At 59.4% G+C, this 19,306-nt stretch carries 13 protein-coding genes and 1 pseudogene; 9 read left to right on the forward strand and 5 right to left on the reverse strand.

What is annotated here, in order from left to right:
• Positions 1 to 84: 84 nt before the first annotated feature.
• Genes MWU53_RS15330 through MWU53_RS15340 form a run of 3 tightly spaced genes read left to right on the forward strand, consistent with a single transcriptional unit; the run spans position 85 to position 3,247 of the window.
• Entirely contained in the window at positions 85 to 1,188 is a 1,104-nt protein-coding gene (locus tag MWU53_RS15330; protein ID WP_247094522.1) for a Gfo/Idh/MocA family oxidoreductase, read from the forward strand.
• A 19-nt stretch (positions 1,189 to 1,207) separates the two neighbouring features.
• On the forward strand, positions 1,208 to 2,101 hold the full coding sequence (locus MWU53_RS15335; protein ID WP_247094523.1) for a TIM barrel protein: 894 nt from the start codon (positions 1,208 to 1,210) through the stop codon (positions 2,099 to 2,101).
• A 12-nt stretch (positions 2,102 to 2,113) separates the two neighbouring features.
• The gene (locus MWU53_RS15340) at positions 2,114 to 3,247 is read left to right on the forward strand and encodes a Gfo/Idh/MocA family oxidoreductase (RefSeq protein WP_247094524.1); all 1,134 of its coding nucleotides are present in this window, start codon (positions 2,114 to 2,116) and stop codon (positions 3,245 to 3,247) included.
• A gap of 2 nt (positions 3,248 to 3,249) precedes the next feature.
• Here the strand turns inward: MWU53_RS15340 and MWU53_RS15345 are convergent, their stop codons facing one another.
• Positions 3,250 to 4,248, reverse strand: coding sequence for a LacI family DNA-binding transcriptional regulator (locus MWU53_RS15345; protein ID WP_247094525.1), 999 nt, complete (start codon positions 4,246 to 4,248; stop codon positions 3,250 to 3,252).
• 188 nt (positions 4,249 to 4,436) lie between these two features.
• Between MWU53_RS15345 and MWU53_RS15350 the strand changes: the two genes are divergently transcribed.
• The 4 genes from MWU53_RS15350 (at position 4,437) to MWU53_RS15365 (ending at position 8,096) form a co-directional block, all read left to right on the forward strand.
• Entirely contained in the window at positions 4,437 to 5,387 is a 951-nt protein-coding gene (locus MWU53_RS15350; protein WP_247094526.1) for a sugar ABC transporter substrate-binding protein, read from the forward strand.
• Positions 5,388 to 5,459: 72 nt separating this feature from the next.
• Complete coding sequence (locus MWU53_RS15355) at positions 5,460 to 6,581, forward strand: ABC transporter permease (RefSeq protein ID WP_247094527.1); 1,122 nt, start codon at positions 5,460 to 5,462, stop codon at positions 6,579 to 6,581.
• Position 6,582: 1 nt separating this feature from the next.
• Positions 6,583 to 7,371, forward strand: coding sequence for an ATP-binding cassette domain-containing protein (locus MWU53_RS15360; RefSeq protein ID WP_247094528.1), 789 nt, complete (start codon positions 6,583 to 6,585; stop codon positions 7,369 to 7,371).
• A 185-nt stretch (positions 7,372 to 7,556) separates the two neighbouring features.
• Positions 7,557 to 8,096, forward strand: coding sequence for a hypothetical protein (locus MWU53_RS15365; RefSeq protein WP_247094529.1), 540 nt, complete (start codon positions 7,557 to 7,559; stop codon positions 8,094 to 8,096).
• Between the two features lie 274 nt (positions 8,097 to 8,370).
• Here the strand turns inward: MWU53_RS15365 and MWU53_RS15370 are convergent, their stop codons facing one another.
• From MWU53_RS15370 to MWU53_RS15380, 3 genes are all read right to left on the reverse strand, one after another.
• The gene (locus tag MWU53_RS15370; RefSeq protein ID WP_247094530.1) at positions 8,371 to 9,444 is read right to left on the reverse strand and encodes a hypothetical protein; all 1,074 of its coding nucleotides are present in this window, start codon (positions 9,442 to 9,444) and stop codon (positions 8,371 to 8,373) included.
• Complete coding sequence (locus MWU53_RS15375) at positions 9,444 to 13,340, reverse strand: amino acid adenylation domain-containing protein (protein ID WP_247094531.1); 3,897 nt, start codon at positions 13,338 to 13,340, stop codon at positions 9,444 to 9,446. The genes MWU53_RS15370 and MWU53_RS15375 overlap by 1 nt, the downstream gene beginning before the upstream one ends.
• Positions 13,341 to 13,572: 232 nt before the next feature.
• On the reverse strand, positions 13,573 to 14,883 hold the full coding sequence (locus tag MWU53_RS15380) for an FAD-binding oxidoreductase (protein ID WP_247094532.1): 1,311 nt from the start codon (positions 14,881 to 14,883) through the stop codon (positions 13,573 to 13,575).
• 195 nt (positions 14,884 to 15,078) lie between these two features.
• On the opposite strand from MWU53_RS15380, the gene selD reads away from it, so the two are divergent.
• Entirely contained in the window at positions 15,079 to 17,259 is a 2,181-nt protein-coding gene (selD, locus tag MWU53_RS15385; RefSeq protein WP_247094533.1) for a selenide, water dikinase SelD, read from the forward strand.
• On the opposite strand, the gene mnmH is transcribed toward selD, so the two are convergent.
• The gene (gene mnmH, locus MWU53_RS15390) at positions 17,256 to 18,311 is read right to left on the reverse strand and encodes a tRNA 2-selenouridine(34) synthase MnmH (protein WP_247094534.1); all 1,056 of its coding nucleotides are present in this window, start codon (positions 18,309 to 18,311) and stop codon (positions 17,256 to 17,258) included. The genes selD and mnmH overlap by 4 nt on opposite strands.
• 180 nt (positions 18,312 to 18,491) lie before the next feature.
• On the opposite strand from mnmH, the pseudogene MWU53_RS15395 reads away from it, so the two are divergent.
• Positions 18,492 to 19,244 (forward strand): annotated as a pseudogene (locus MWU53_RS15395) (imelysin family protein); the annotation flags it as partial.
• Between the last annotated feature and the right edge of the window lie 62 nt (positions 19,245 to 19,306).

A 19,306-nucleotide genomic window follows, 5' to 3' on the forward strand; every position in this document is an offset into this window, starting at 1 on the left:
GAATGCGGCTTGCGGGGTTTCGATTCTCAGGATACAGTTTTTGCAACCGGTTGCAAATTGTTTTCAAACGAAAGGGGCATCCTCGTGATTCAGATCGGCATTGGCATCCTTGGTGGCGGCTACATGGGTAAGGCACATGCAGTGGCCATGTCCGCCGTCGGCGCGGTGTTTGGGACCACGTTGAGGCCGCGCTTGGAAATGGTCTGTGCGTCGTCCCCGGAAAGCGCCGAACGCTACCGCGCGGCTTATGGTTTCGCCCACGCGACAGACAACTGGCGTGCGTTGGTCGAAGATGACGCGGTCGAGGCGATTGTCATTGCGACGCCACAAGAAACGCATCGGCAAATAGCCGAGGCTGCCTTTGCGCTGGGTAAGCCGGTTTTTTGTGAAAAGCCGTTGGGTGCGTCGCTGGAAGACAGCGCGGCGATGGTGGCTGCGGCCGAAGCCTCGGGCGTGACGAATATGGTTGGGTTCAACTATATCCGCACCCCCGCCAGCCAGTACGCGCGCGCCATGATCGAAGCAGGCGAAATCGGGGACATCACCTGGTTTCGTGGCGAGCACACCGAAGATTTCTATGCGGACCCGCAGACCCCGGCCAGCTGGCGCACCAGCGGGATGGCAAACGGGACGATGGGGGACCTTGCGCCGCATATGGTGAACGCCGCACTCGCGCTGATGGGACCGATTTCACGCGTCATGGCCGAAGTTGAAACCGTTCACAGTGACAGACCGGGCGGGCGCGTCACCAATGACGACCACGCCCAGATGATGTGCCGCTTTGAAAACGGTGCGATGGGGCAGATGTATTTCAGCCGCATCGCGACCGGGCGCAAGATGGGCTATGCTTATGAAATCACCGGCACCAAAGGCGCGATCCGCTTTGATCAGGAAGATCAGAATGCGCTGTGGTTGTACCGGATGGACGATCCCGAACCCGAGCGTGGCTTTCGCAAGATCCTGACCGGCCCCGCCCATCCCGACTATGAGCCCTTTTGTCAGGGGCCGGGGCACGGCACTGGGTATCAGGACCAGATCATTATCGAGGCACGCGACTTTCTGCGTGCCATCGAAACCGGCGCGGATGTGTGGCCCACTTTCCGCGACGGGCATGAAGTAAACCGGGTGATTGCGGCGGGGCTTGCCTCGTCCGACAGTCAATCCTGGAAAGATATCAACGACTTCTGAGCATCGGAGACACTAAAAGATGAGCATCAGAATTGGCAATGCGCCCTGTTCCTGGGGTGTTGAGTTTGCGGATGATCCGCGCAACCCGACTTGGCGATCCGTCCTGAAGGACTGCGCCGAGGCGGGCTATAAGGGCATCGAATTGGGCCCTGTGGGGTTCATGCCCGAAGACCCTGTCGAGCTGGGCGAGGCTTTGGCCGAACATGAACTGGAATTGATTGGGGGCGTTGTTTTCCGCGCCTATCACGACCCTGACGCATGGGGCGATGTTCTGGACGCCACGCACCGGACGGCGCGTGCGCTGAAGGCGCATGGCGCGCAGCATCTTGTGCTGATCGACTCGATCTCGCCGCGTCGTGCACCAACTGCTGGCCGGGTCGCCGAAGCCGAGCAAATGGACAAGGCCGAGTGGGTGGCCTATCGCGACCGGATCGCGGAAAGCGCCCGGATCGGGGCCGAAGAATATGGCCTGACCGTCGGCATCCACGCCCACGCTGCTGGCTTCATGGATTTCGAGCCAGAGCTTGAGCGGCTGCTGGATGAAGTCGATGAAAGCCTATTGAAAATCTGCTTTGATACCGGTCACCACTCCTATGCAGGGTTCGATCCTGTGGCGTTCATGAAGCGCCATGTTGGGCGGATTTCCTATATGCATTTCAAGGATATCGACCCGAAAGTGAAGGCCGATGTGATCGAGAAACGCACCGGTTTTTATGACGCGTGCGGGCAGGGGATCTTCTGCAATCTGGGCGAGGGAGACGTGGATTTCCCCGCCGTCCGCCAAGTGCTGTTAGATGCAGGGTTTGAGGGTTGGTGCACGGTCGAGCAAGACTGCGACCCGACACTTGACCCGGATCCGGTGGGGGATGCCCGCAAGAACCGCGAATATCTGGAATCCATCGGCTTCAAGTAAGGAGATACCATCATGACGAAATTGAAATGGGGCATGATCGGTGGCGGCGAAGGCAGCCAGATTGGTCCGGCACACCGTCTTGGTGCCCTTGCAGACGGTCGCTTCGCGTTTACAGCAGGCGCCTTGGATCACCGCCCCGATGTGGGGCGCGAATACGCGCAACGTCTGGGCATCGCAGCGGATCGCGCTTATGGCGATTGGGAGGAAATGTTGGCGGGTGAGAAAGATCGTGATGACAAGGTCGATCTGGTCACCGTCGCTACGCCCAACGCCACGCATTTCGAGATCACCAAAAGCTTTCTGGAAGCTGGCTTTAACGTGCTGTGCGAAAAGCCGATGACCATGACGGTTGAAGAGGGCGAAGAGATCGTGAAGATTGCCGAGAAGTCGGGAAAGATCTGCGCGGTGAACTACTGCTATTCGGCCTATCCGATGGTGCGTCAGGCGCGAGCAATGGTGCGCGCTGGTGAAATCGGCAAGATCCGTCTGGTTGTTACAAGCTTCAGTCATGGGCATCACGGCGATGCGACGGATGCCGACAATCCGCGCGTCCGTTGGCGCTATGATCCTGAAATGGCTGGGGTTTCCGGGCAGTTCGCCGATTGCGGCATTCATGCCCTGCATATGGCGAGCTTCATCTGTGACGACGAGGTTCAGCGCCTCTCGGCCGACTTCGCCTCGACCATTCCGTCACGGGTTCTGGAAGATGACGCGATGGTCAATTTCCGCATGGAAGGCGGTACGGTTGGGCGGCTTTGGACGTCGTCCGTGGCGATCGGTCGCCAGCACGGGTTCGACATTCAGGTGTTTGGCGAAACCGGCGGTTTGCGCTGGGCGTCCGAGCAGCCCAACCAGCTGGTCTATACCCCGGTTGGCGGTCGTACCCAGATCATCGAGAAGGGCGAAGGCGGTTTGCATGAAGACGCGCAGCGCCTAAGCCGCGTGGCCATCGCTCATCCAGAGGGCTTCCCGCTGGCAGTCGCCAATATTTACTGTGATTTGGCGGATGCCATTTCCGGTGCGGATCGCGACGGGTTGCCTAATGCGGCGGACGGTGTGCGGTCGATGGCGGCGGTTCACACGGCAGTGGCGTCGGCCAAGGGTGGCGGCTCATGGATGGACGCGCGTCCGCCGATGTTCCGATAAGTTTACGGGGCGGGGCGCAGCGTGCCCCGCTCGACGACCGAACAGGGGAAGATCCGCGCCTCGGGATAGCGGTCCGGTTCGTTCAACATCGCGACCATCAGTTCGATGGACGATGTCACGATCTGCCGGATTGGCTGGTGGATCGTAGTCAGGCCGATGTTTTCCCAGCGCGCCATTTCCATGTCATTCAAGCCGATGATCCCAATGTCCTCGGGGACACGCAGTTTGCTGTCTTCGATGGCAGATAGGGCGCCGATTGACAGTACGTCATCGCCGCAAAAATAGGCTTGCGCGGGATTGGCGTCGATCAGCCTTAGCATCTCTTTCCGCCCGGCTTCGAACGAGTATGCCTCGGCGAAAGAATGACTGGCCTGGATGTCCGGATGCTTGACCATCTCTGACTTGAAGCCGGCAAAACGGTCTTGGGTCGAGGTGGCATCCTCGGGTCCGCCCATGAAGGCTACATGGGTGTAGCCGCGCGCGATCAGGGCCTGTGCGGCCATGCGTCCGCATTCCACGTTGTCGATGCCGACCACATGCACCTGCGGGGCCGAGGAATACCGGCCAAAGCTGTGCACAACTGGAACGCCCGCGTCGCGGAAGGCTTTGGCAAAGCCCGGTGGCAATGTGGAGGACGCAACGACTACGCCATCGACGGAATACTGGCGCAACATCCGCACCGAGTTTTCAGGGTCCGTTTCGTCGGTCAGGTTGACCAGAAGGGGGCGCAGGCCACGTTCTTGCAGACCGCGCGTGAACAGGTCGAAAACCTCAAGGAAGATCGGGTTGTGGAAGTTGTTCGAGACAAGGCCGATCAATTTTGTGCGTCCCGTGGTTAGGGACGAGGCCAAGGCATTCGGGCTGTATCCAAGCTCGCGCGCGGCCTTTTCGACTTTGCGGCGCATCTTGTCAGAGACCGAGGCGCCATCAGTAAATGTGCGCGATACGGCAGAGCGGGATACACCCGCGCGTTCTGCAACCTCTTTCAACGTAACGGCCATGCTGTGTTTGCCTTCTTAACTTGCCTCTGCGATCCTTTTAGCGGGTTTCAGCGGTCTTGGCAGTATGAAATGCGCCCCGTCATTTTGCAACCGGTTGCAAAATGACGTCAGATGTGTTTAAACTCGAGTCGGAGAGGCGGAGAAGACCGCTCTCGCACCGTGAATAGGTGAATTTTTGGGAGGAAATCATGACTTCACTTACGAAGAAACTCGCGCTTGCGGCTGCCGTGGCTGCTGCGCCGCTGATGGCGGCGACCTCTGCCTCGGCCGAGGGCGAGAAATACATTCTTGTCAGCCACGCGCCTGACAGCGACAGCTGGTGGAACACCATCAAGAACGGCATCGCACTTGCCGGTGAGCAGATGGGCGTAGAGGTTGAATACCGTAACCCGCCCACCGGTGACCTGGCGGACATGGCCCGCATCATTGAACAGGCTGCGGCCTCGGGTCCGAATGGCATCATCACCACGCTGGCGGACTATGACGTCCTCTCTGGTCCGATTAGGTCGGCGGCAGACAGCGGAGTAGATGTAATCATCATGAACACTGGCACCCCCGATCAGGCCCGCGAAGTTGGCGCCCTGATGTATGTGGGTCAGCCGGAATATGACGCTGGGTATGCCGCAGGTCTGCGTGCCAAGGGCGATGGCATCGGTTCGTTCCTCTGCGTGAACCACTATATCGTGCAGCCGTCCTCGCAAGAGCGTTGTCAGGGCTTTGCTGACGGTCTGGGCATTGATCTGGGCGACCAGATGATCGACGCAGGGCAGGACCCGGCGGAAATCAAAAACCGCGTGCTGGCCTATCTGTCGGCCAACCCTGATACAGACGCTGTTTTGACGCTTGGGCCGACGTCGGCCGATCCGACCATCCTTGCGCTGGAAGAAAACGGCATGGCTGGAGACATCTATTTCGGCACCTTCGACCTTGGTGGTGAAATCGTCAAAGGCATCAAAGCTGGCGTGATCCAGTGGGGCATCGACCAACAACCCTTCCTGCAGGCCTACCTGCCGGTGGTCGTGATGACCAACTTCCATCGCTATGGTGTTCTGCCCGGCAATAACATCAACTCGGGCCCCGGTTTCGTAACCGCTGACGGTCTTGAGAAGATCGAGATGTTTGCAGGCGAATACCGCTGATTTTCTTTCAAGGGCGGCCGGAGTGATTTGGCCGCCCGTATTTTATCTTGATTAAGGACACAGAGGCTTACCATGTCCAATGCACCCACCGAAAATGCGGTCGACGAAAGGATCAAGACGCGATCCCGCTTCCGCGAAGCGATGATCCGTCCCGAACTGGGCGGAATGGTCGGCACTGTCGCCGTCTTCACATTCTTCCTGTTGTTTGCCTTCGACAGTGGCATGTTCAACAGCCAGGGCATCATGAACTGGTCAACCGTATCGGCCCAATTTATGATTATTGCCGTGGGGGCTTGCCTTCTAATGATTGCGGGCGAGTTTGACCTTTCCGTCGGCTCTATGATCGGTTTTGCCGGTATGATGGTCGCGATCTTCAGCGTGACACTCGGCTGGCCGGTTTGGCTTGCGATCCTGCTTACATTTGTCATGTGTATCGCCATCGGTGCCTTGAACGGGTACATCGTGATCCGCACCGGATTGCCAAGCTTTATCGTGACGCTTGCCTTCCTGTTCATCCTGCGTGGCTTTGCGATCTTCCTGCCGCAGGTGATCGAGCGCAAAACCATCATCGGTGGGATCAAGGATGTCGCCGAGGGGGATTGGCTTGCGCCGTTCTTTGGCGGCAAGATTTTAACCGGTCTGTTCCAGTGGATGGGTGACGCGGGCGTCATCGCCGTGTTCGAGCGTGGCACGCGCAAAGGGCAGCCAGTGGTTGATGGCATTCCGATGCTGATTATCTGGGCCATTGTCCTTATCATCTTTGGTCATGTGCTGCTGACCAAGACCAAATTCGGCAACTGGATTTTCGCCGCAGGGGGCGATGCCGAGGCGGCCCGCAACTCGGGTGTGCCGGTCAATAAGGTCAAGATCCTGATGTTCATGTTTACCGCATTCTGCGCAACCGTATTTGCAGTCTGTCAGGTGATGGAGTTCGGATCAGCCGGTGCCGACCGCGGGCTTCTCAAGGAGTTCGAGGCGATCATCGCCGTGGTCATCGGTGGCGCTCTGCTGACAGGTGGTTACGGGTCGGTTCTTGGCGCAGCCCTTGGCGCGCTGATCTTTGGTGTCGTTCAGCAGGGTTTGTTCTTTGCGGGTGTCGAAAGCAGCCTGTTCCGCGTGTTCCTGGGGGTAATCCTTCTGGGCGCGGTGATCCTGAACACCTATATTCGTCGCATCATCACGGGGGAGCGTTGATATGAATCCGGAAAAAGCTCCAATCATCCAGATGAAGAATATCGAGAAGCATTTTGGCAGCGTGATCGCGCTGGCGGGTGTCTCGCTCGAGGTCTTTCCCGGAGAATGCCACTGCCTTCTCGGCGACAACGGTGCCGGTAAGTCGACCTTCATCAAAACCATGTCCGGCGTTCATCAGCCGACCCATGGCGAGATCTATTTCGAAGGCAAACCGATGAGCTTCGCCGATCCGCGTGATGCGATTTCGGCAGGGATTGCAACGGTGCACCAACACCTTGCGATGATCCCCCTAATGTCGGTTAGCCGTAACTTCTTCATGGGCAATGAGCCGGTGAAGAAAGTCGGTCCGCTAAACTTCTTCGACCATGATCATGCCAATCAGGTCACCATGGACGAAATGCGCAAGATGGGCATCAACCTGCGTGGACCGGATCAGGCTGTGGGTACATTGTCAGGTGGCGAGCGCCAGACGGTTGCCATTGCACGTGCAGTGCATTTCGGCGCCAAGGTGCTGATCTTGGACGAACCGACCTCGGCCTTGGGTGTGCGCCAGACGGCGAACGTACTTGCCACGATTGACAAGGTCCGCAAGCAGGGGATCGCCGTGGTCTTCATCACGCACAACGTACGCCACGCACTTGCCGTCGGAGACCGGTTCACGGTGCTCAATCGCGGTCAGACGCTGGGCACGGCACAGCGCGGGCAGATTACGCCGGAAGAGTTGCAAGATCTGATGGCAGGCGGTCAGGAACTTGTCGCCTTGGAAGGTAGCCTGGGAGGCACCGTTTAAAGGACGATGAGTTTAAAACAGGGCATCTGAAAACATGGAAAGGCGGAGCTGTTGGGCTTCGCCTTTTTTGTTTGGCATCGCCAGCTGGACGTGCGCGTGAGGTACGTCTGGTCGGCTCGGTTGACACGCGCCCGATAGCCGGCTTTGCTACTTTCGATATTTACGGCGAAGAGGGAGGCGTGAAAATGCACCTAAAAGTTCTTGTGTTTTTCGTCGTGGGAACGTTGGCAGGGGCACTTCAGGGATGCGTGGAAGCCGAGGCCCACAAGACATCAATTGTTGCCCAGGAAGACCAACGCGTTGCCGGAATTGGGGATGCCGTTCTGTCGGCACATGGGGCAGAGCGTTCGCCCAATGCGCGCGGTGACGCAGGCGCGACTGGCGGCGCCGGGGCCACGGGGACAACCACGTTTTACTTTGCGGGGGCGAATGCAGGGAAAGCGCTTTTCGTCCGGCGTGATGTTCTGGTGCAGATAGGTCAGACGACGATCAACCCTAATAGCCGATCATATTTTGACCAGCAGGGTGGTGCTATTCCCTATTCGGGTGTGGCAAGCGTGAACGCCTATCCGATTGTCGTACCCCCCAATTTGCCTCATCACCGGATTGTCAGTGTGCACGATCAGAAAGTCACGGTTGCCATGGGGAAATCGATTGTTCTTTCGGGCAGGACCTTGACCGTGATTAATGCGAGCGCAAATCAACTCACCTTTGCGCTTCAGTAAAGGTAAAGCCCTCAGATCGGGTCTGATTTTGTGGAGGCGAGAAGGTTCTGAACGACGCCTGACTTCAAACGTACCCACGTCATTTCCTTGACGCGATAGAGGGGAGACGGCCACCGGTGAGTGGTACCGGTGGCTGAAAACCATTAATCCCCTCACTCATACATGCGCATTTATAAAACAATATTTGTCAAAACTTTGGCACTGGTGGGGTGACCTAACGTAAGCGTAAGTTATGATTTTTCGCGGCTATCAACCGTGTGCGGGTATGTCTGCTCTATTGCCCCATGCCCCGGATGTTCTGCGCGACGACCGTGTCTACCCGGTCGACGATTGCCTCAATCTCGGGATTGGGACATCCATGCTTGGTCATCAACTGCCAGATTATACGGTCCATCCGCTCGACTTTCGTGGCTGACTGAAACAGGGCCCGCGCGACGGATGACGGTGCCGTAAGCTGACGCGCTGCTGTGCAATAGGTTTCAAACGGAACCAAATCTTGCGGTGCGGCCCCCCGCTGAAGGCAAAGCCCCTGTACGCTTTCGTAAATCCGGCGCGAGGCACCTTCGTCCTGCGTGACAGCATCAGAGATCGAGCGTAGCCCCTCATCGCTAAGACAGCGATAGTTGCCAGTGATCAGCATGGGCCATTTGGCCAGAGGCGTGAACGCAGACGCTGATGCAACCAGCAAGACGGGCGGGCGTAGGTCCGGATGTTTCAGCATCGGTGCGCGGTTCGCGCTGCGGCAAATCTGGCGCAGCATGTCGTTCGACCCGGCATCTGCAAACGGCGCGATCTTGAAGTTCGATGGCAGCGAGACTTTCATGTGGTGGCTCAGGGCAGGATCTATGCGCACGGCCTGCGGGTCAGGGCTGCTGTGAGTGAAACGGTCGGGCGAGAACGAATCCCACAGATCGGGTGCGTGATAGGCCCGCGCCAGATCGGTGTTCCATACCCTTTCTAGTCGTTTCAGATAGGGCGGCAGCGCCATGTTCATGATCGAGATCACAGGCCGCCCACTATTCGCGATCCGAAAGGCGAGCGCGCGAATGTCGGGTGCGGCGAACTGAGGCTCCTGCATCGCAAGGACGATCAGGTCATGTTGGGAGGGATCCACTGCCTCCGGGGTGACCGCAACCACGTCAAGGTCCGCCGTGTCGCGCGACACAAGGATTGGCATACCCGCCTTTCGCGTCGCCACGTGAATGAACGGTCCCTCGGCGTTGATTTGCCGCGCTTCAGCATCGCGGCAGACCACGGTGACATGATGCCCGCCCAACGCGGCCCGCACGGCGAACACGAGCCCGTAAGAGGCGCCAAGGACCAAGATACGGTAAGTGGTGGCCTGCATTACCCGGCTTTCTTTGACATGGGGCACACCCGATTTCTGGCGTCTTCCAAACGGTCGGCGACCCGCGCGCAGAAGCACGGCGCGAAGCGAGAGCTGAAATACTGGCCGTGGCCGCCGGGAACGATGTCCCAGGTCACCGCAGCGAACTGTTTTTGCCATTTCAGCTCGGGCCGCGCCTCGCTTAGGAAGGGATTGAATTGCTGGCTTTCGCGGCCATAGAACAGCCCGACATTCAGGTCGAGCTTGGACATCGGCTGATAGTCCAGCATCAACAGCTGTGCGATCTCAGCCCCGCGTCGTAACAACTCGGCTGCAATGAGTTCGGAAATGCGCGCGGATTGGCAGTTGCCGCCAAGGTAGTAGGGGCCGTCTGGCTGCAGCCGGGTGATCTCGTCCACATAGGAGCGGGCCAGTTCCGCGTTGAACCCCTGTTTGTCGCTGCGTTGGACGACGGCTTGCATCGATCGTAACCCGTATAAAGGTTGGTTCAGACCCAATTCCCTAGCCATCACGGCAGGTTCATGCGCCCCGTTGAAGCACCAAAATAGTGGTGGACGCGCGCCGTCGCGGTTGAAATGCATGACGGGCAGGTGCGCGCCGACCTGCTCACCGGGCCAGGCATTCGACGTCAGCATCATCCGGCGGCGGACCTCTTCCCACGGGGTGTCAGCGCGCGCCAGAACCGTTTCGTCCTCAACCGTTTTGCGATCGGCTGTCTTTGTCGGACGAGAGCGCTGAGCCAGTTTTCCCATCTTCCTGAGAACGCGTTTGATCGGTTGCGGCTTCGGTTTTTCTGCGGGCTTGGATTCGGGTTCAATCGTGGAAGACACGACCTGCGCCAGATCCTGCAGGCGGGCCAGGTCTCCGATTGTGACCAAGGGTATGTGACAGGCGAATTCGGCCTCAAGCAGCAGGATCATCTGCACAAAAGACAGCGAGTCCCCACCGATCTCAAAGAAATCATCATGCCGCCAGACCTTATCCAGATCCAGCACCCGTCGCCAAATGCGGGCCAGTGTCGCCTCGACGGGGCTTTCAGGGGGCTCCATCTGGCGGCTGGAGTCGGAAGTGACCTCGCCGAAATCTGCGGCGCGCGCGGCCAGCGTGCGGCGGTCGGTCTTGCCATTGTGTAATAGCGGGATCTCGTCAACACGCTGGAACAGGCCGGGCACGATCCCGCGCGCCAGGATCCGTTCCGCGGATCGCCTAAGCTCGGCTGCGGGAATGTCAGTGTCGGCAACATAGAAGGCCGCCAGCCGAGTATCGGGCTGGTTGATCGCCACGACGGCGCATTTGATCACCGCCGGGTGATAGCTGACGCCTGCCTCGACCTCGGCCAGTTCGGTGCGTACCCCGTTGATCTTGATCTGGTCATCAGTTCGACCATGATGGACCAACACACCCTGTGCGTTGTAGCGACCGAGATCGCCAGTTCCGTACATCAGCCCGCCGTCGCGGAACGGATCAGCAATGAACTTCTTGGCCGTCAGGTCCGGGCGGTTGAGATATCCCTTTGATAGCTTGATGCCGCCAATGTAGATCTCGCCCACCAGCCCATCCGGAAGAACATTGCCCGCTTGGTCCAAGATATAGATGGAAACGCCGTTACCCACGCCTCCGATGGGGACAGCCAGATCCGAATCCGCCTTGGCGTCAAACACATGTGCGGTCGAGGCCATTGTGGCTTCGGTCGGACCATACCAGTTCTGCAACGAGACGGCGGGCCCAAACGCCCGAACCGCCCTATGCGCCAGTTCCGTGGTCAGGACCTCGCCTATGCTGATGATGCTGCGCAGGTTTTCGATCGTCCAAATCCTGTCGCTCAGCAGCCTCAGCTGTGAAGGTGTCACCGCTATGCCATCGACGCGGTCGTCGCGAATTGCGTCGATCAGGGACATGCCGGTCAGCGCATCCGGTGCGTCATAGGTCACGATGGTTCCGCCCGTCGTCAGTGCCATGAAGGATCGGAAAGCGGATTCGAACGACAACGTCGTGGCCAACGCCCAGTTCAAGGGCTGACCTGATGACAGCAGGTTCCCCGCCCAGTGATCATAGATTGCGAAGCTGCGATGGGAGACTTCAATGCCCTTAGGTTCATTCGTCGAGCCGGAGGTGAACATCACATACATGGTGCCATCAGGGTCGATGTCAGGCAGATCCGAGGCTGCATTCTGCCCTTCCGCCAAAAGCGTGTCTGGATCAACCAGTTCCGCCCCGCCATAGCGGGTGTCAGCGCCATCCGTTTCGGACGAAACCACCAATCTTGCGGCCGTTTGCTGGAACAGTTTCAGGGTCTTTTCCATGGGCTGACGCGTGTCCAGCGCGAAATAGGCAGCAGAGGTGCGCAAGATGCCAAGGATCGTGGCGATTAAGATCGCGGAGCGTGGCAGTTGGATTGCAACCAGCTCGCCGGCCTGAATGCCGCGTGCAACAAGGGCCGACGCAATGTGGCGCGATTGCAGCTCAAGTTGGGCATAGGTCATGCTGGTGGCGCCGTCCTGTACGGCAATCGCGTCCGGTCGACGGGACACCTGCTGCAAGAACCCCTCCACAAGAGATAGATAGGGGGGCAGGGGGGCATTGGTCGCGACTGCTGCTCGCGCGATGGCTTTCTTGCGGTCTTCGGGCCCACCCAGCGCGATATCCGAGACCCTGCAATCGGGCGTTTTAACCAACGTATCGAAAATACGAAGGTAGACGGACGCCAGGACGTCCACGGGAACAGCTCTCGCAATGTCCTCGTTCACCTGAAACAGGATGCGGACATCCCCCTCGGAATCTGCCGCACGCACTGTGATGTTCAGATCTTGTGAAAGCGCTTCAATCCGGCGCTCTCGGATCAGCTCTCGTGACTTTACCCCCTCGAAATCTGGCAGCGTTTCCGGAATGAAGTTGACCGTGGCGCCAACGTGATCCCCAACGACTTTTTCGCCGCGACGGATCTTGCGAAAGGCGGTCTGGCGTGTGGTTTTGACGGCGGCCAGAAGGTCGCGGCAGGTCCATTCATCTTGAATGTCCAAAGACAGCGGCAGATTTCGGATTAGGGGGCCCGCGATCATGTCGCTTCCACGCTGGAACCGCCCATGAGACACGCTTCCCAAGGCGATGTGGTCCTCGCCGGACACGCGGTGCATGAAGGCGAAGGTCGTAGCGACGATGGTTTCGAACAGACCTGCCACATAGCGCGGGCCGTCATCATCTGGGCCTAATCCAAGACTGGTACGCAGCGCGATCAGCCGCTCTTTTCCAAGATGAATTTCCCGAAGGATGATCTGCTTGGGATGCGGCAGGCGTGTTGCTTCCTGCATCGCCGCCGGGTGAAGACGTGGAGGTCTGGAACCGGTCATTTGGATCTGCTTGGGGTCAGGCATGTGATCCGTCAAGAACTCCAGGAACGAGGGGTAATCCGGCGTCTCGTCCATCCCTTTTCGGCGCAGGGCATATAGCTCGGCAAGTCGGCCGACCAGCAGCATCGACGATGTGTAATCGGTGATGACATGATGTTGGTTGAGGGACCAAATCCAATGCCCGTCCCCAACTTTTGCCAAGGCCGTGGTGAACGCGCAGGTCGTCAGGTCGAAAGGCTCCAGCTCAAGCCCGGTTAGCCACTCCAACGCCTCTTCAAGGGGATCCGCACCGTCCGAGAAGTCGCGAACGGGCATGTCCCATGCACAGGCGTCTGCGGCGTATTGATATGGGACACCATCCAGTTCGGTAAACCGAAGTCTCAGGGCATCATGTGCGTGAACCAAGTCCTTAAACACGGCCTTGAACAGGGCCGGATCAAGATCGGTTTTCCACGCGACCTTCATGGAGCGGTGGTTGATCGGGCGCTCGGGAAAACTCCGCCATGCACGCCAGAACGCAAGTTGAGTATCCGTCAGCTGAACGTACAAACCTCTGCCCTCACTCCAACCCAATTTAGCAATCAAAACTGACTGTCAGGCCTCGAAATCGACCTGAACGTGTCCCACCACGTTATCTGCATAGAACTGCGGTTAGGTTTCGGTCAACCGATCCTGTGATCTATTTTCACCGTTCAAGAGAGCTGGGCACGGGCAGTTCTTGTTATTTGATAAGAAACCGTTTTTCAGTCTGCTATGTCAGGTTGATTGCGCTGAGTGCGAATTAACCATAGCGCCACTCGAAGTAGCGTTCTTTCACAGCTTCCCAGTAATACACGGTGTCAGCTGCAAGAGGACCGAATGCAGACCCGTTCCATGTCAGGCCGTAGGGGTCCAGAACCGTATGGCGCTTGCCATTATCGACAATCGCTTCGGCGATCAGGCGCCCAAAAAGGGGCCCGATATTTACGCCGTGACCGCCAAGACCGGTGGCCGCCCAAATGCCGTCATGCATCTCGCGCAGATAGGGCATGCGGTGGCGCGCATAGCCCAGAAGGCCGCTCCACGTTGCGTCTGTTTTGACCTCCGCGAGCCGCGGGAAGACCGACGTGAAGGCGCGACGCATCTGCTGTTCAAGGTCGGCAGGCTCCTTGGCGTTTCCCGTCATGCCGCCACCCCACAGCAGCCGCCCGTCCGGTGTGATGCGGAAATAGTCGCAGGCCATCCGCGTATCGACAATGGCAGCTGTCGTGTTGACGATCTCGTCTGCCAGATCGCCAAGAGGTTCGGTGACTGCCACAAAAGTGCCGATGGGCAACAGGTAACGCTGCAAGCGCTTGTGAAACCCGTCCACCATCCCGCCTTGGCACAGGATGACAGTCTTGCACAGCACCGATCCCGCCTGCGTGGTGACCAGATGATCCGCCCCCTGTCGCGACATAGACAACGCGCGCGTATTCTCAAAGATACGGCCGCCCAAGCGCTGGGTTTCTCGGGCAAGGCCAAGGCAGTAATTCAACGAATGGGCGTGAAACCCCTGCGGGTCATAGACTCCGTCAAAATAGCGCTCCGTGCGCACCATCTCGCGCAGCGTGTCAGTCGGGACGTACTCCACCGGATAGCTATAGGTGTCTGACTTGTGCCGGACATAGTCTTGCATCCCCTGCGCGCCGCGATAGCGCGAGACTGACAGCGATCCGGGGCGGATGTCGACGCCGGGCAGGTCCAATTTTTTGGTATACTCTTGGAAGATCTCGACCCCTTCACGGGACAGGTCAAAGATTTGCACTGCTGTTGCCAGCCCCAGTTTCTTTTCGATGGCTGCACCGTCCGCCGCAAACCCCGGCCCTACAATGCCGCCGTTACGACCGCTGGCCCCCCAGGCAATCTGATCGGCCTCAAGCAATATCACGGACATTCCAGCCTTCGTCAGTTCATAGGCGCAACTGATGCCCGCGATGCCGCCGCCGATGATACAGATATCGGCTTCGACGCGCTCTGGCAGAGGATTTGCATCCAGCGGCGGCTCCATCGTGCGCGTATAGTAGGTGTCGCGGTATGATGGGCAGACCTGCTCCGAAGGGGGGTGCGTCATTGGGTGTTGTCCTGCTGATCCAAGGGCCACGTTGGGCAAGCTTGCGTCGGGTGTGCGGGCGGCTCAAGCTTAAAAGCAGCGCGGTGTTAGTTTTTGAAACGGCCAATCTGTCGCGTCCTTGTGCAGGCCGGGACAGTGGCCATTCCGTGTTCGGTCAGGTATCGCCTAGGATAACAATTGCTAAGGTGATCTGTGATGCAATCTCAGCCGGTTCTGACAAAAGACCTTGTAATGATCGGGGGTGGTCATGCCCACGCGCTGGTGCTGCGCATGTGGGGGATGAAGCCCTTGGCAGGCGCGCGGCTGACGCTGATTAACCCGGCTCCGACAGCGCCGTATTCGGGTATGCTGCCGGGCCACATTGCAGGCCACTATTCGCGCGCGGCGTTGGACATTGATCTGGTCAAGCTCGCACGGTTTGCGGGGGCGCGGTTGGTGATCGGCCACGCGACCGCGATTGATCTGGTGTCAAAGACGGTCACCGTCGAGGGCGGGCGCGAGATCGGGTATGATGTGGCCTCGGTCGACATCGGGATCCATACGCAGATGCCTGATATCGAAGGGTTTTCCATGCATGCCTGCGGGGCGAAACCCTTGGATGTCTACGCGGCGAAATGGCAGGATTTCCTGTGCGCAGTCGCGGACGGTCAGGCGGCGCCTCATGTGGCGGTGATCGGGGCAGGTGTCGCTGGGGTCGAGCTTGCTTTGGCGATGGCACATGCGTTGCGGCACCACACAGACAGGAAAGTGCATCTGATCGAGGCAGGCGACGACATCACGGCCCGCGCCAAGGCCGCGCGTGGTCCGTTGCGGGCGGCGCTGCAGGATTTGGGGGTGGAGCTGCATGTAAAGGCCTCGGTTGCGCGGATTGAAGCGGATCATGTGGTGTTGGGAGATGGGGCGATACTCGATAGCCAGTTTACCGTGGGGACTGCCGGGGCGTTTGCCCATAGCTGGCTGCAACAGACCGACCTGCCATTGACGCCAGAAGGGTTCATTCCGGTCGGGCCGGAGTTTCAGGTGCAGGGGCATGATGGGCTGTTTGCCGTGGGCGATTGCGCCGAGATGCTGCACGACCCGCGCCCCAAAGCTGGGGTGTTCGCGGTGCGGGCGGCTCCGGTTCTGGCGCACAATCTGCGCGCCGCGTTGACGGGTGGGACCATGAAACCCTTCAAGCCGCAACAGGATTATCTGAAGCTGATCTCGCTGGGTGGCAAACAGGCCTTGGCCGAGAAATGGGGGCGCGCGATTGCGTTGCCGGGCCTGTGGCGCTGGAAGGACAACATCGACCAGAAGTTTATGCAGAAGTTCCGAGAGCTTCCGGCCATGGCGCAGGCCCCGGAACCGCGCGAGCGTGCGCTGGGCGGGATTGACGCAGACGCGGCGCCGCTGTGTGGTGGCTGCGGATCGAAGGTTGCTCCGGGCAGTCTTTCGCTGGCGTTGTCCAAGCTGGATAACCCCATGCCAGAAGAGGTTCTGACAGGTCCGGGGGATGATGCGGCGGTGATGCGCGTGGGTGGGGCGCTTCAGGTTCTGACGACGGACCACCTGCGCGCCTTCACGGAAGATCACGGCACGCTTGCTCGGATCGCGGTGAACCATGCGATGGGGGATATCTGGGCGATGGGGGCGCAGCCCAAGACTGCGATGCTGTCGGTCATTCTGCCGCGCATGAGTGCCGCCCTGCAGACCCGCACGATGGATGAAGTTCTGGCGCAAGTGGCAGCGTTCCTTGCGGAAGAACAGGTGGCCCTGATCGGCGGGCATTCCAGCATGGGGGCCGAGATGACGATCGGCGTCTCTATGACGGGCCTTTTGCCCGAGGGCGCACAGGCATTGTCCACAGCTGGGGCGCAGCCGGGGGATCGGTTGATCCTGACCCGCCCCATCGGGTCCGGCACTTTGCTGGCGGGTGAAATGCAGGGGCGGGCAGACGGGCGTGACGTGGCGCAGCTGTTGCGCCGCATGGCACGCTCGCAAGGGGGCGAGGCGCGCTTATTGCTGCCCCATGCGACGGCCATGACTGATGTGACCGGGTTCGGCCTGGCCGGACATCTAATGGCCATCTGTCGTGCCTCGGGCGTGTCCGCCGCGTTGGACCTGAACGCCATTCCGACCCATCCGGGGGCCGAGGCTTTGGTCGAGGGTGGCGTGCGATCAACCATCCACGGCGCCAATCGCGACGCGGCACGGGTTTTCGGTGCAGAGGGGGCAAAGGGGGTGCTGTTGCATGACCCGCAAACGGCAGGGGGCTTCTTGGCCTCAGTGCCCGCGCGGGATGTGCAAACAGTGCTGCAGGCCTTCGCGGCACAGGGCCACATGGCCTATGTTATCGGCGACGTGCAGGCGGGCAGCCCGAGTATTCACTGCCGCTAGGGCGCTGCGTCGTCTGCTTGTGTGATCAGGTTTGCGGCGGTCTGGGCCAAGGTGGCGTCTGACAGATCGGGCAGTGCAATCCGCATCGGCTTGGGTGCATCCTTACGGGTGATGCGCCGATAACGCGGATCGTAATGTGTTTCGATCAATCCCGCCGCAAGGGTGCACATATCGCCACTGTGTGCCATCTCATGCCAAAGGTCGACCTGAGCGTGACCATGATACGAAACGAGCTGTTCCAGAATGTCCGCCAGCCGGGTGGGATCCTCAATCAGGTCTTCATAGTCGCGCGCCAAATGCGCGGCGCGGGCAGGCAGGGGGGCCGTTAGTTCAAAGCGCGGCGCGCAGATCATCTTTTGCCACAGGCTGGGGGGCACGATCAGGCGGCCGATCTTGTTGCTCTCGGCCTCGACAAAGACAGGGCGGGACGGGTCGAAACGGCTGAGTGTCATCGCAACTTGGCTTTCAAACCATTTCTGGCTGGGCTGCGCTGGGCCAACCAGCCCGAAAAGCGACCCGCGATGGCTGGCAAGGCGTTCGAGGTCCAGAACCTGCGCGCCAGCGGTGTCCAAAGCCTCAAGTAGACGGGTCTTGGCGGTGCCGGTGCCTCCGTCGATTAGGACCAGTCGGTGCGGAAGTGGCGCATCATAAAGCAGCGCCTTCACCAGACGACGATAGGATTTGTATCCGTCTTCCAGCTGTTGGGCGCGCCAGCCGATCTGAGACAGGATCGACACGACCGAGCCCGAGCGCTGACCGCCGCGCCAGCAATAGACCACAGGTTTCCAGCCGCCCGGACGCTCGGCCAGTTCGGTTTCAAGGTGGGTCGCCACGTTGCGGGCCACCAACGCCGCGCCGATCTTGCGCGCCTTGAAGGGGCTGTCCTGTACATAGATCGTGCCAACGCGGGCGCGTTCGTCATCGCTGAGTGCGGGCAGGTTGATGGCGCCGGGGATGTGATCCTCGGCGAACTCGGACGGCGCACGCACGTCGATGATGTCATCCGCGTCCAACGCTGAAAGGTCTGCCAAAGTCTCAAGCTTCAGGGGCATCTGGATCCTCGTGTCTCGGTGCTGCGGTGGTAAACCAGACCGCCGCTTGGCACCAGAGGGTTGATGGGTGTTGGCGCGTCCGGGTGCTTTTCCTAACAAAAACAACATGAATTGTACGCACCTGACAAAAAATACTCTGATAATCGGGCTGCGATAGAAACTTACGAGGTTCCCATGATCCGTAAATCCCTTCTGGCCGCCCGTGTCCCTTACCAGCCGCCCGGGGGCTTCCGCTTTGGAAACCCGAACGTGGATGATTGGGAGGGCAAGGTGAACGCGTGGCCGTTGGGTGATGGGCTGATTGATTATGTCGCTGCCGAATTTTGGTGCGAATGACGAGAACCCGTTTTCGGCCGCGAATGTCATTGCCAGACCCAAGCTGAGCGTGTGTGGGGCGATGATCGACGCCACCACCATCACGCCCGACCTGCTGGAAAGTCTGCACGAGGTTGAGGGCATCGAGGCCAACGTTGCCACTGGATACCACGCTATCGCGTTCCTTTTGTGGGCGCAGGATCTGTTGGGCACGGATCATGGCGCGAGGATGCGCCCCGCGACCGACTATGACACTGCGAACTGCACGGGCGGCAATTGTGGCCACCGTGCGCAATATCTTATGGCTGCCACAGACCTGCTGTTCTCGGATCTGGAAAATGCGGTGCAAACTGGTTCGAGGACGGGCAGGGCCGCATTGACGTGATGACGGATGTGTCGCAGGGCATCTCTATGGCGCAGACCGGCATCGGGTCTCTGTCTATGGTGAACAGGCTGGCGAGCGTATGAAGCTGGGTCTGCTGCTGAACGACCCTGAAGAGGAGCGACTGCTTCTCGGACAACACCCGCAACTCGCACAATTTCGACGGGTTGGGCATAGGTAACGTCTGTACGGGCCGCTATGTCCGCATGGATGGGGCGGTTGTCAGAGGGGCGTCCTTTTTCGTCTGCCCGATTGACATTTCCTGGCCCATGCCTGACCTCTGTCTGACGGATCAGGG

Source organism: Aliiroseovarius sp. S1123, from assembly GCF_023015885.1.
Taxonomy (GTDB): domain Bacteria; phylum Pseudomonadota; class Alphaproteobacteria; order Rhodobacterales; family Rhodobacteraceae; genus Aliiroseovarius.